We start from the raw sequence: 12969 nt of genomic DNA, 5'->3' as shown, positions 1-12969 counted from the left end.
TATTTCAGATTTTTACCTGATTTTTCAGATCCATTCCTGTACGAAACGCTTCTGCATTCTGCAGAGTTGTTTCCGCTATATTAGTAAGTGCTTCTTCTGTAAAAAATCCCTGATGCGAAGTCAGGGCTACATTTGGAAATGAAAGGAGTCTCTGAACTGTCGAACTTTTAAGAATATGCTCTGACATATCCTCGTACACAAAATCAGCTTCTTCCTCATATACATCAAGGCCTACTGCGAAGAATTTATGATCACGAATTCCGTTGATCAGATCCTCTGTACAGATAAGACCTCCGCGAGAAGTGTTTACCAGAATAACTCCGTCTTTCATATGAGAAATAGATTCTCTGTTTATCATATGATATGTTTCATTTGTAAGAGGGCAGTGCAGGCTTATCAGATCACTGTACGCCAGGAGTTTTTCCAGAGTAACATATATCAGATCTGTCCGGGATCTGTCCGGATACAGATCATAGGCAAGTATCTTCATACCAAATCCACGGCATATCTGCGCCATGGCCGTGCCAATTTTACCTGTTCCGATGATTCCAGCAGTTTTTCCGTGCAGATTTACTCCCATAAGACCATTTAGTGAAAAATTATTTTCACGGCATTTAACATAGGCTTTATGAATATGTCTGTTTGCAGTCAAAACAAGGGCCATGGCATGTTCTGCAACAGCTTCCGGCGAATATCCCGGCACACGCAAAACTTTTATATCACATTCCTTTGCTTTTTCCAGATCAACATTATTATATCCCGCACATCTCATAAGAATCAGGCGAACCCCCTGATGTCTGAGTTCTTCGATCACATCTGCTCCAAGATCCGCATTTACAAAAGCGCAGATTCCATCATAGCCGGAAGCCAGGGATGCTGTTTCACGATACAGATTAGACTCAATAAAAGTTATGTTGATATCCGGATAATCCTTCTTCATATTTTCAAAGAATCTCTGATCATAATCTCTGGTTCCGTAAAATATTATATTCATAAAAAAACCTCCCTGCATGGCATTCTATAATATTCAGAATACCCGGCAGGGAGATTCATATACATTTTATTTGCTCAAACTGTAAAGATCATTATAAAAATCAGGATATGAAATTTTTACACAATCACCACCGTTGATATCAACAGTGCCATCACAGACAGTTCCTGCAACAGCAAATGACATTGCTACACGATGATCCAGATGAGAATCAATAACAGCTCCATGAAGCGGCTTTCCACCATGAATGATCATACCGTCATCTGTTCCTTCTATATCTGCGCCCATACGCCTCAGATTTTCGACCATAACAGCAATTCTGTCAGATTCTTTGACTTTAAGTTCCTGTGCATCACGGATCACTGTAGTGCCCTCAGCAAAAGCAGCCATAACAGCAATCATTGGTATTTCATCAATAAGGGCTGGAATAATCTCTCCCTCAACAATTGTTCCTTTAAGACTGCTTGTACGGATCAGAAGATCAGCTGTAGGTTCTCCCTCTGTACTCTGGTTAAGGAGTGTAATATCAGCCCCCATGTCCATACATATTTTCAGAAGACCGGCTCTTGTCGGATTGATTCCCACATTCCTGAGCAGGATCTCGCTGTCCGGTGTCAGAAGACCGGCGGCAATAAAATATGCAGCTGAAGAAATGTCTCCCGGAACTTTTACTTCACGACCGTCAAGAACAGGTTCTGGTTTTACGGAAGCAGTCGTACCTTCCGAATGAACTTCCGCGCCAAAATAATTCAACATGATTTCCGTATGATTTCTGGACAGAAACGGTTCTGTCACACTGGTAATTCCATCTGCATAAAGACCCGCAAGAAGAACACAGGATTTTACCTGAGCAGATGCTACCGGTGAATCGTAGTGAATACCGTGAAGATTTTTGCCATTGATCCGAAGAGGTGCACAACCGTTATCTCTGATACTTGCAATATCAGCACCCATCCTGTTAAGAGGAGTCATGATTCGCTTCATCGGACGGGTACGGATAGAATCATCACCATCCAGTTCTGATGAAAATTTCTGTCCTGCAAGAATTCCAGAAATCAGTCTCGTCGTAGTTCCGCTGTTTCCCACATCAAGAATTCCGGACGGAGTACAGAGGCCATGAAGACCTTTTCCGTGAACAAGAATTTCATCTTTATTTCTTTCAATATCTATTCCCATTTTGCGAAAGCAGGAGATTGTTGAAAGGCAGTCAGCTCCTTCCAGAAAATGAGAAATCTTTGTTGTACCGTTTGCCAGAGCGCCAAACATAACTGCTCTGTGTGAGATTGATTTATCTCCGGGAACTGTAAGCGTTCCTCTTAATGAAGACTGTTTTCTGATTTCCATATTTAACTCCTACCGTTCATATACAATATAATTACGTTTCTTAAGAAGAGCAGATCCTTTGTTCATTGCATTTTCTTCATAAAATTCAATTTTAAGAACGCCCTGTTCAAATTCTCTGTTATGAATGATTCCGATATTCTTAATGCTGATGCCTTCCATTGCAAGAATTGTTGCAATTGTTGCAATACCACCTGCTTCATCAACAATATCGATATAAAGCACATAGGTCTTGTTGATCAGTCCGCTTGAAGTGGCATCAATGGAATCTCTGTAATCACGGGAACTTGCAAACATTTCATAAAGATTTTTCGCTTCCATATTATCAATTGAACAGCGTATCTGAATCAGCATACGGATATATTCGTCAAGTACATTTGAAATATTCTCATGATTTTCCAGGCAGATCTGTTCCCACATAACAGGAGATGAAGATGCTATCCTTGTAATATCACGGAAACCTCCTGCGGCAATCGTTTTCATATATTCTGCATCATTATCCAGTGCATTGACAAGATTTACAAGAGCAGACGCTATAATATGCGGCAGATGGCTGACTCCTGCAGTTATAAAATCATGTTCTTCTGCTGTAAGAACCATGGGAATCGAACCAAGCGAATCAATCAGTTCAGAAAATTCCGTAATTTTTTCAAGCGGAACCTGTCCTCCCGGAGTAAGAATATAATAAGCATTTTCCAGAAGATGGTCAGAAGAATGTTCATATCCGGACTGCTCTGAACCAGCCATCGGATGCCCGCCAATAAAACAGTGATCCATACCAAGTTCTTCTACAGCCTTATGTATAGGAGATTTCACACTCCCAGCATCTGTAATGATACAGTTGTCAGAAATAACATTTTTCAGTTTTTTTAGATATTCAATATTGTATTCTACAGGAGCGCATAAAAAAATATAATCGCAGGACTGGTATCGTTCATCTTCCTGCTCAAGAACCCCGTCAATCACATTCTCTGTAAGTGCGGCAGCCAGTGTCTCTCTGTGTCTGGCATATGCAAGAATATGATAGTCGGGATGAAATTTACGTATAGTTTTTGCGATAGATCCGCCAATAAGACCAAGTCCGATAAAACCTATGGTTGTCATAATAATACGTGTCCTTTCCCTACTGCATAAAAATAAATAATATGTTTTATTTTAGAATACAGAAAGAAAAAAGTCAAATAAAGCCGAAGAAAACATAAAATAGTTTATTTTTCACATAAACTTTGCAAAAAAAGTTGTTAAAATTATATAAAATACTTGAAAAGTAGAAACTTTTTTAGTAATATATAGACATATTAGACAAACAGGGAGGTATTACATATGGACATTTATAGAACTGACCGAATTCGCAATGTGGTTCTTTTAGGGCATGGGGGTGCCGGTAAGACTACATTAGCAGAGGCAATGGCTTACCTTGCAGGAATGACAAACCGCCTTGGCAGAGTAGAAGATGGAAATACCGTCAGCGATTTTGATAAAGAAGAGATCAAGAGACATTTTTCTGTTTCAACTACTTTGATCCCGGTACCATGGGATAAAGTAAAGGTTAATATTCTCGATACTCCCGGATATTTTGATTTCGTAGGAGAAGTAGAAGAAGCAGTCAGTGCAGCAGATGCGGCAATTATTGTTGTTTCCGGTAAAGCTGGTGTTCAGGTTGGAACACAAAAGGCATGGAATCTCTGCGAAAAATATAAATTACCTCGTATGTTCTTCGTAACAGATATGGATGTGGATGATGTCAGCTATCGAAAAGTTGTAGAAGATCTGACAGAACTGTATGGCAAAAAAATTGCCCCGCTTCATTTCCCTATCCGTGAAGACGGCAAATTTGTGGGCTATGTAAATGTTGTGAAACAGGCCGGACGTAAGTATATTGACAAGGCAGGCAAAGAACCCTGTGATATTCCTGAATATTTGAATGAATACCTTGAAAAATATCATGATATTCTTATGGAATCTGTAGCTGAAACAAGCGAGGAATTTATGGATCGTTATTTTGACGGTGATGAATTCTCCGTAACTGAGGTTTCCGCAGCACTTGCAACCAATGTACAGGAAGCAAGCATTGTACCTGTATGCATGGGATCTCCGATCAATCTGAGAGGTGTTTCCAACCTTCTTGATGATATTTGCGGATATTTCCCAAGCCCGGACAAACGTTCCTGCAACGGTATCGCACAGAAGACCAACGAAATCTTTGAAGCTAATTACGACTTTGCAAAAGCAAAATCAGCATATGTATGGAAAACAATTGTGGATCCTTTCCTCGGTAAATATTCCCTTATCAAAGTTGCTTCAGGTGTTATCAAATCCGATGATACACTCCTCAATGTAGAAAAAGGCGAGGAAGAGCGCCTGAACAAACTTTATGTTCTGGAAGGATCCAAACCGATTGAAGTTTCCGAACTTCATGCAGGCGATATCGGTGCTATTGCAAAACTTGCAAGCGTACAGACCGGTGACAGTCTTGCCACCAAAGCAACACCTGTTCTTTATCCTAAGGCAACTATTTCAACTCCATACACATACAAGAGATATAAAGCTGTCAAAAAAGGTGATGAAGACAAGATCGCACAGGCACTTGCAAAGATGTGCAGCGAGGATAAAACACTCCGCGTAGTAAACGATTCCGCCAATAGACAGACTCTGCTCTATGGAATGGGCGATCAGCATCTTGATATCGTTGTCAGCAAACTGAAAGAACGTTATAAAGTAGACATTGAACTTTCCAAACCAAAAGTGCCTTTCCGTGAAACGATCCGCAAGAATTCCGATGTAGAAGGCAAACACAAAAAACAGTCCGGCGGTCATGGACAGTACGGTCATGTTAAGATGCGTTTTGAGCCATCCGGAAATCTGGATACACCATATGAGTTTGAACAGGTTGTTGTAGGCGGCGCTGTTCCGAAGAACTACTTCCCGGCAGTTGAAAAAGGTCTCCAGGAATGTGTTCTTAAAGGGCCTCTGGCTGCTTATCCTGTAGTTGGTGTAAAGGCTACTCTTTACGATGGTTCCTATCATCCGGTAGATTCTTCTGAAATGGCATTCAAGATGGCTACAATTCTCGCCTTTAAAAAAGGATTTATGGATGCATCACCGGTACTTCTTGAACCAATTGTTTCCATGAAAGTTACCGTTCCGGATAAATATACAGGTGATGTAATGGGTGATCTGAACAAACGCCGTGGCCGTGTACTTGGTATGAATCCTGATCATGCCGGAAATACGATCATCGAAGCTGATGTACCTCAGCTGGAAATTTACGGATATTCCACAACACTTCGTTCCATGACAGGCGGAAGCGGTGATTTCTCTTATGAATTCGCACGTTATGAGCAGGCTCCGAACGATATTCAAGCAAAAGAGATCGAAGCAAGAGCAAGCAAGCTTGACGAAGAAGAAAAATAATGTATAAACTCCTATGATAAAGCAGGGCATGCGGAAAAATTTCCCGTATGCCCTGTTTTTAGCTGAAAAAACAGGTATTAAGCAAAACGTTACATTGACAAAAAGACTTTATTGAATTAAAATTAATTCTCAGATACACAACAATGTTGGAGGAAACACAGACATGAAATACAATTTTAAAAAAATTGAGCCCAAATGGCAGGCAAAATGGGAAGAAAGTAAAGTCTTCGAAGCCAAAGATAACAGTGATAAACCTAAATTCTATGGCCTTGTAGAGTTTCCATATCCAAGTGGCGCTGGTATGCATGTAGGTCACATCAAAGCATACTCAAGCCTTGAGGTTATTTCCAGAAAACGTCGTATGGAAGGTTACAATGTACTTTTCCCGATCGGTTTTGATGCATTCGGACTTCCTACAGAAAACTATGCAGTAAAAACAGGAACACATCCACGTATTATTACAGATGAGAATATCAAGAAATTCTCCAATCAGTTAAAAAAAGTAGGTTTCTCCTTTGACTGGACTCGTGTAATTGATACAACTGATGAAGATTATTACAAATGGACACAGTGGATTTTCCTCAAAATGTTTGAAAAAGGTCTCGTATTCAGAGACAGAACCCTGGTAAACTATTGTCCACACTGTAAAGTAGTTCTTTCAAACGAAGACAGCCAGGGTGGTAAATGTGATATCTGTCATAGTGAAGTTGTACAGAAATCAAAAGATGTATGGTATCTGCGCATCACTAAGTATGCTGACAAACTTCTTGAGGGTCTTAAAGATGTAGACTATCCTGATAATGTAAAACAGCAGCAGATTCACTGGATCGGTAAATCCAAGGGTGCTTTTGTCAACTTTGATATTGCAGGCGTGGATGAAAAGCTTGAGATTTATACAACAAGACCAGATACCCTTTTTGGTGTAACATTCATGGTAATCGCTCCTGAACATCCGATCATCGATAAATATCAGGACAAAGTCACAAACATGGACGAGATTATTGCATACCGTAATGAATGTGCAAAGAAAACTGAATTCGAGAGAACACAGCTTGTAAAAGATAAAACCGGTGTTAGAATCCAGGGTCTTGAGGGTATCAACCCGATCAACGGCAAAAAAATCCCGATCTACATTGCAGATTATGTAATGATGGGATATGGTACAGGTGCCATCATGGCAGTTCCTGCTCATGACCAGCGTGACTATGATTTTGCCAAAAAATTTGGTATCGACATTATCGAAGTTATCAAAGGCGGAGATATTTCCAAAGAAGCTTATACAGGTGACGGAGAAATGGTCAATTCTGATTTCCTGAACGGATATACAAAGAAAAAAGATTCTATCGAGCGTATGCTTGAGGAACTTGAGAAAAAGGGTGTAGGTAAAGCCGGTGTACAGTACAAAATGAAAGACTGGGCTTTCAACCGCCAGAGATACTGGGGTGAACCTATTCCGCTTATTCACTGTCCAAAATGTGGCGTAGTTGCTGTTCCGGAAGAAGAGCTTCCGTTGCGTCTTCCGGATGTTAAGGACTTTGAACCAGGTGAAGATGGCCAGTCACCACTTGCCAAAATCGATTCTTTCGTAAACTGCACATGCCCGAAATGTGGCGCAGCAGCCAAACGTGAAACAGATACCATGCCACAGTGGGCAGGATCATCCTGGTATTTCCTGAGATATACAGATCCGCATAATCAGAATGCTCTGGCAGATATGGACAAACTGAAATACTGGATGCCTGTTGACTGGTACAACGGCGGTATGGAACATGTTACCAGACATATGATCTATTCCAGATTCTGGCATCATTTCCTGTATGACCTGGGAGTTGTTAATACACCGGAGCCATACGCAAAACGTTCTATTCAGGGTCTTATCCTCGGACCTGACGGGGACAAGATGAGTAAATCCAAAGGAAATGTTGTTGATCCTCTGGATATCGTAAAAGAATATGGTGCAGATACACTTCGTACTTATGTACTGTTCATGGGTGATTACGGTGCCGCAACTCCATGGAGTGAAAACTCTGTAAAGGGATGTAAAAAATTCCTTGACCGTGTAGCAGGTCTTACAGACATCATTTCTGATGAATCAGTTTCTGATGAACTCGAAATGAAACTTCACCGTACCATCAAAAAAGTATCTTCAGATATCGAAAACCTGAAATTCAACACAGCTATCGCAAGCCTGATGACTCTGATCAATGAGATTACTGCAGAAGGTCATTTAAGCAAAGATGACCTGACAATCTTTATCAAATTGCTGAGTCCGTTTGCTCCACATATCTGTGAAGAAATCTGGGAATTCCTTGGTGGCGAAGGTCTCCTTGCAGTTGCTCCATGGCCTGTATATGATGAAAGCAAGACAATTGCAAAGACCATAGAAATCGGTGTGCAGGTAAATGGTAAAGTAAGAGGTACTGTTGTCATTCCTACTGACTGTGCAAAAGAAAAAGCTTTTGAACTTGCAAAAGCGGACGAGAGAGTAGCTTCCTTCCTTGAAGGCAAAAATCTCGTTAAAGAAATTTATGTACCAAACAAAATTATCAACTTTGTTGCAAAATAATACCTGTTTTTAATACGCACAATAAAGAAGCATCCCTGTCCGTCAGGACTGAGATGCTTCTTTTATGTCTGAGATATCCGGTTCTGCCATCAGTGAATAGTTTGTATAATATACAACAAATCCAGGTTTTGCGCCTGCCGGTTTTTTTACATGTTTTTTCTGTATATAGTCAATTTCCACTTTTGGTGCAGTACGGCCTTTTGAATAATAGGCTGCCAGACGGCCAGCTTCCTCAAAAGTACGATCCGGAAGCTCACCGTCTTTTGTTTTTACGACAACATGAGAACCGGCCATTTTCTTTGCATGAAACCACCAGTCATTTCCGGTCGCCTGTTTGAATGTAAGTTCATCATTTTGGAAATTGTTTTTGCCAACATAAATATCAAATCCGTCACTTGAAATATAGTGAAATGGTTTTGATTTTGACTGAGCCTTCTGCCCCTTTTTTCCAGTATAATGTTTCTTGATATACCCATATTCTGTCAGTTCTTCTTTGATCTGACTGAGATCACTTTCCGCTCTTGCAATATCCAGTGCATTGGAAACAGATTCCAGATGTTCAATTTCCGATTCTGTTTCAGCAAGCTGTTCTGTCAGAGCTTCCTCAGTTCGCTTCAGTTTGCCATACCTGTCAAAATATTTCTTTGCATTTTCCCCCGGCGTGAGAGAAGGGTCAAGAGGAATCGTAATTTCTTCATTTGTATAATAATTCAGCGCTTTGAAAGATTTACAGCCTTCTTCCAGGCCATATCCATAAGTATTGATCAGTTCACCATAAACCTTATATTTATCCTTTTTTGCGGTATCCTTCATTTGTTTCTGCTGAAGAATATATTTTTTGCGATTACGTTCCAGTGCAGTCTGTACGATTCTTCGCAAATCCGAGGATTTCTGTCTGATCCTGTTCAGAACATCGCGGGAAGCATAATAGGTCTCAAGCATTGCTGATACAGTTTCAAAAGTCTCACTGTGATATTCGGCACCATATTGTGTAAGAGGAAGTACTGCATATTCTACAGGTTCTTCATCTCTGTAAATAATATTCGGTGTAAAATCCCCCTCACATACCCGTTCCATCAACCGGTTGAATGTATGATACAGATGTAGCTGTGCAGCTTCTGAGAGAGACTGCGCAGCATCACTTCCATCAATTGATGCACGGTAACATATTTCCTCCGCAATCAGAGGACTCAGACCCGTAAGCGTTGTATAAATTGCCTTTGAAATATTACATGGCTTTTTACATACAATATTTCTGAATTCTTCTTCAGTAACAGAAAACGGATCCAGCTTTTCCTGTGTATGAGGCAGAAAATACTGACGTCCGGGAAGGACTTCACGTACAGAACTCATATTGGAAGACACATGCTTGATACTGTCGAGAATCATGCGGTTCTCATCACAGAAAATAATATTGCTGTGTTTTCCCATCAGCTCAACGATCAGAATTTTTTTGCATGGATCTCCCAGTTCATTCAGATGTTCCAGTTCAAATTCTACCACGCGTTCCAGTCCTGGCTGTCGTATACTGCCAATCCTTGCACTTCCTATATATTTACGGAGCAGCATGCAAAAATTTGGAGCTGTCATCGGACTCGGTTTATTTTTATTTGTAAAATAAATCAACGGAAGGGAAGCACTGGCTGAAATCAGCAGACGACACTGTCCATTCTGCCCTTTTCCCGTAATCATAAGTGCATCTGATTCAGGCTGTGCAATTTTGTTAAATCGCCCGCCATCCAGATTTTTGTGTAATTCCTTTACCATTGCAGCAATGGTTATTCCATCAAAAGCCATATTTAATTCTCCTCTATATCAGACACTGTGAAATCCTTTTCCAATTATCTCACTTGTATTGGAAATAAGAATAAATGCAGACGGCTGATTTTCTTTGATATAATTACGTAATTTGACAGCCTGGGGACGGTTCAGTGCAGTAAGGACAATATATTTATCTTTTCCTGAAAAAGCCCCCTGGGCATGTACAATTGTAGCACTTCTGTTCAGCGTATGTACAAGAAAGTCACAGACAGGTTCCGGACTATCGCATACAACATTAAAATATTTGGACAGATTAAAGCTTTCAATAAAGTTATCGATCATAAACGAACGGATTGCAAGTCCCAAAAATGAATACAGGCCTGTCTGAATATCAAACACAAAGCAGCCCGCAACAGTAATAAGGATATCTGTTACCAGCAGTGCTTTGCCTATATTAAAACTGCTGTATTTTTTGAGAATCATGGCAATGATGTCTGTTCCTCCGCTTGAAGATCCTATATTAAAAAGAATTGCAGAACCAAGTGCCGGAAGTGCAATTGCAAAACAGAGTTCCAGCATAGTCTGGTCTGTCAGAGGATGATCCATCGGGCAGACACGTTCAAGAGTAGAAAGTGCGACCGACAGAAGAATACTGCAATATGCCGTTTTTGCAGCAAATTTTTTTCCAAGAACCACAAATCCGATCACAAGAAGGATCATATTGACAATAAAAGAAAAGTCACTGGCCGAAATAGCCGACCGGTCTGCAACAAGTACTGCCAGACCTGTAATTCCTCCAAATGTAAAATTATTTGTAAATTTGAAAAAATATGTTCCTACCGCCATAATCAGCGTACTGACTGTAAGCAGCAGAAAATGTTTAATCTTTTCGTTCATAATATACCTCCTCCACACCCATAAAATTCATTACTATATTTTACCTCGAAAGGAAGTACTGTGTCAATGTAACCAGCTATCAGGAGAAAGTACTCGGATAACACGCTGCGAATTATTTACAAAAAAAAATTGACTAGTTTTTTAGAATGCACTATAATAAATCTGTATGTAAAAAGAACAGACTTGCAAAGTGAGAGAGACTTATGATAAAAAGTATGACAGGCTTCGGCCGTGCAGAAACAGTAACTGCTCAGCGCAAGATCACTGTGGAACTGAAATCAGTTAATCACAGATATCTTGATCTGAACATAAAAATGCCCCGTAAATTCAATGTTTTTGAAGGTCAGGTTCGTAACCTTATGAAAACATATATGCAGCGTGGTAAGGTAGACGTATTTATTTCCTATGAAGATTATACCGCCAGCAGCGTTGCTCTGAAATACAATCGGGAACTTGCTTCAGAATATCTCAGTTATTTGAAACAGATGGAAGAAGAATTTCATCTTGAAAATGACATCCGTGTAACTACATTATCAAGATATCCTGAAGTTCTCACAATGGAAGATGCTTCTATTGATGAAGAAACATTGTGGGAATGCCTGGAAGTAACACTTAAAGAAGCCTGCCAGCGATTCGTTGAGGCACGTACAAGAGAAGGCCAGCATCTGAAAGAAGATCTTCTTCAGAAACTGGAAGACCTGGACAGAAAAGTCTCACAGGTAGAAGAGCGTTCTCCGGAAGTTGTTCAGGCTTACAGAGAAAAGCTGGAACAGAAGGTTCATGAACTTCTGGAAGACAGTCAGATCGATGATAACCGAATTGCAGCAGAAGTTGTTCTTTTTTCCGACAAAATCTGCAACGATGAAGAAACTGTACGTCTTCACAGCCATATACAGGGGATGAAAAATATCCTGAAAGAGCAGGATGGCGTGGGACGCAAAATGGATTTCATGGCTCAGGAAATGAATCGTGAAGCCAATACGATTCTGTCCAAATCTAACGATCTCCAGGTTTCCAACATTGCCATTGACCTGAAGACAGAAATAGAAAAAATACGTGAGCAGATTCAGAATATTGAGTGATAGGAGCATGAAATATCTGTGGCAAAATTAATTAATATCGGCTTCGGGAACGTAGTAAACTCCCGTAAAATAGTAGCCGTTGTCAGTCCTGATGCAGCACCGGTGAAACGAATGGTCCAAAATGTAAAAGGTACCCGTTCACTGATTGATGCAACTCAAGGACGTAAAACAAAGGCCGTAATCGTCACTTCAGACGATTATCTGGTTCTTTCTGCTCTGCAGCCGGAAACAATTGCCCGACGTTTTGCAGAAGCATATGATTACGAGGAAAAGGAAGAGGAACATGAGTAAAGGTATATTAGCTGTTGTATCCGGTTTTTCTGGTGCAGGTAAAGGTACTGTCATGAAACGGCTTCTGGAAAAGCATGACGACTATGCATTATCCATATCTGTTACCACAAGAGCCCCCCGCCAGGGTGAAGAAGATGGGCGGGAATATTTTTTCCGTACAAAAGAAGAAGTAGAAAAACTGATTGCTGATGATCAGCTTCTGGAATATGCTGAATATGTAGGCAATTATTATGGAACACCTCGTTTTTATGTTGAGGAAATGCTCTCCAAAGGCAAAAATGTAATTCTTGAAATAGAAATACAAGGTGCCATGAAAATAAAAGAAAAAATACCGGAAGCTGTATTGATTTTTGTAACTCCACCATCTATCAAAGAACTGGAGGAACGTCTTACAGGAAGAGGTACAGAATCTCAGGATGTGATCCATTCCCGCCTTATGAGAGCTGCCGAGGAATCCGAAGGAATGGAAAACTATGATTATCTTCTCGTCAATGACGAGGTAGACGGCTGTGTTGAAAGGCTCCACCAGATCGTTCTAAGCGAACAGAGCCGTGCACGCAGAAATGAAGATTTTATCAAAACGATCCAGGAAGAAGCAAGGATCTTTATGAAAGGGGAAAATTAAT

10 protein-coding genes are annotated in these 12969 nt (G+C 40.4%); 5 read left to right on the top strand and 5 right to left on the bottom strand.

The genetic code is table 11. The features are described from left to right. Positions 1-4 precede the first annotated feature (4 nt). From ACTNB8_RS00810 to ACTNB8_RS00800, 3 genes are all read right to left on the bottom strand, one after another. Positions 5-994, bottom strand: a complete 990-nt coding sequence (locus tag ACTNB8_RS00810; protein ID WP_441051435.1) for a 2-hydroxyacid dehydrogenase — start codon at positions 992-994, stop codon at positions 5-7. A 66-nt stretch (positions 995-1060) separates the two neighbouring features. Then, on the bottom strand, positions 1061-2335 hold the full coding sequence (aroA, locus tag ACTNB8_RS00805) for a 3-phosphoshikimate 1-carboxyvinyltransferase (protein ID WP_441051432.1): 1275 nt from the start codon (positions 2333-2335) through the stop codon (positions 1061-1063). A gap of 9 nt (positions 2336-2344) precedes the next feature. Next, positions 2345-3436 (bottom strand): prephenate dehydrogenase/arogenate dehydrogenase family protein, encoded by a 1092-nt coding sequence (locus ACTNB8_RS00800; protein ID WP_441051429.1) that lies wholly within the window; start codon positions 3434-3436, stop codon positions 2345-2347. A 219-nt stretch (positions 3437-3655) separates the two neighbouring features. Here ACTNB8_RS00800 and ACTNB8_RS00795 point away from each other — a divergent pair, with 219 nt between their 5' ends. Beyond that, positions 3656-5746 carry an elongation factor G gene (locus ACTNB8_RS00795; protein WP_441051427.1) on the top strand — a complete coding sequence of 697 codons (2091 nt, stop codon included), beginning with the start codon at positions 3656-3658 and terminating at the stop codon, positions 5744-5746. 163 nt (positions 5747-5909) lie between these two features. After that, positions 5910-8312: a leucine--tRNA ligase gene (gene leuS, locus ACTNB8_RS00790; RefSeq protein WP_441051425.1), complete on the top strand. Its 2403-nt coding sequence runs from the start codon at positions 5910-5912 to the stop codon at positions 8310-8312. Positions 8313-8354: 42 nt separating this feature from the next. Here leuS and ACTNB8_RS00785 read toward each other — a convergent pair whose 3' ends face one another. Then, the gene (locus ACTNB8_RS00785; RefSeq protein WP_441051423.1) at positions 8355-10109 is read right to left on the bottom strand and encodes an Rqc2 family fibronectin-binding protein; all 1755 of its coding nucleotides are present in this window, start codon (positions 10107-10109) and stop codon (positions 8355-8357) included. 18 nt (positions 10110-10127) lie between these two features. Further along, complete coding sequence (locus tag ACTNB8_RS00780) at positions 10128-10970, bottom strand: YitT family protein (protein WP_441051421.1); 843 nt, start codon at positions 10968-10970, stop codon at positions 10128-10130. 203 nt (positions 10971-11173) lie between these two features. Here ACTNB8_RS00780 and ACTNB8_RS00775 point away from each other — a divergent pair, with 203 nt between their 5' ends. The 3 genes from ACTNB8_RS00775 to gmk are packed head-to-tail and all read left to right on the top strand — an operon-like array spanning position 11174 to position 12968. Continuing rightward, the gene (locus ACTNB8_RS00775; RefSeq protein WP_441051419.1) at positions 11174-12052 is read left to right on the top strand and encodes a YicC/YloC family endoribonuclease; all 879 of its coding nucleotides are present in this window, start codon (positions 11174-11176) and stop codon (positions 12050-12052) included. An 18-nt stretch (positions 12053-12070) separates the two neighbouring features. Next, a complete protein-coding gene (locus ACTNB8_RS00770; RefSeq protein WP_296155707.1) occupies positions 12071-12343 on the top strand; it encodes a DUF370 domain-containing protein in 273 nt (90 codons plus the stop codon). Continuing rightward, complete coding sequence (gene gmk, locus ACTNB8_RS00765; RefSeq protein ID WP_441051417.1) at positions 12336-12968, top strand: guanylate kinase; 633 nt, start codon at positions 12336-12338, stop codon at positions 12966-12968. The genes ACTNB8_RS00770 and gmk overlap by 8 nt, the downstream gene beginning before the upstream one ends. Position 12969 lies beyond the last annotated feature (1 nt).

Source organism: Blautia sp. HCP28S3_G10 (assembly GCF_052065235.1).
Lineage (GTDB): Bacteria > Bacillota > Clostridia > Lachnospirales > Lachnospiraceae > Blautia_A.
The sequence above is the reverse complement of the archived record's forward strand: the minus strand, read 5'-3'. Positions and strand labels throughout refer to the sequence as shown.

Excerpts from the sequence above, each read along its gene's own strand:
- ACTNB8_RS00780 (WP_441051421.1), bottom strand. The coding sequence starts at position 10,970 with ATGAACGAAAAGATTAAACATTTTCTGCTGCTTACAGTCAGTACGCTG.
- ACTNB8_RS00800 (WP_441051429.1), bottom strand. The coding sequence starts at position 3,436 with ATGACAACCATAGGTTTTATCGGACTTGGTCTTATTGGCGGATCTATC.
- ACTNB8_RS00785 (WP_441051423.1), bottom strand. The coding sequence starts at position 10,109 with ATGGCTTTTGATGGAATAACCATTGCTGCAATGGTAAAGGAATTACAC.
- leuS (WP_441051425.1), top strand. The coding sequence starts at position 5,910 with ATGAAATACAATTTTAAAAAAATTGAGCCCAAATGGCAGGCAAAATGG.
- ACTNB8_RS00795 (WP_441051427.1), top strand. The coding sequence starts at position 3,656 with ATGGACATTTATAGAACTGACCGAATTCGCAATGTGGTTCTTTTAGGG.
- gmk (WP_441051417.1), top strand. The coding sequence starts at position 12,336 with ATGAGTAAAGGTATATTAGCTGTTGTATCCGGTTTTTCTGGTGCAGGT.
- aroA (WP_441051432.1), bottom strand. The coding sequence starts at position 2,335 with ATGGAAATCAGAAAACAGTCTTCATTAAGAGGAACGCTTACAGTTCCC.
- ACTNB8_RS00775 (WP_441051419.1), top strand. The coding sequence starts at position 11,174 with ATGATAAAAAGTATGACAGGCTTCGGCCGTGCAGAAACAGTAACTGCT.
- ACTNB8_RS00810 (WP_441051435.1), bottom strand. The coding sequence starts at position 994 with ATGAATATAATATTTTACGGAACCAGAGATTATGATCAGAGATTCTTT.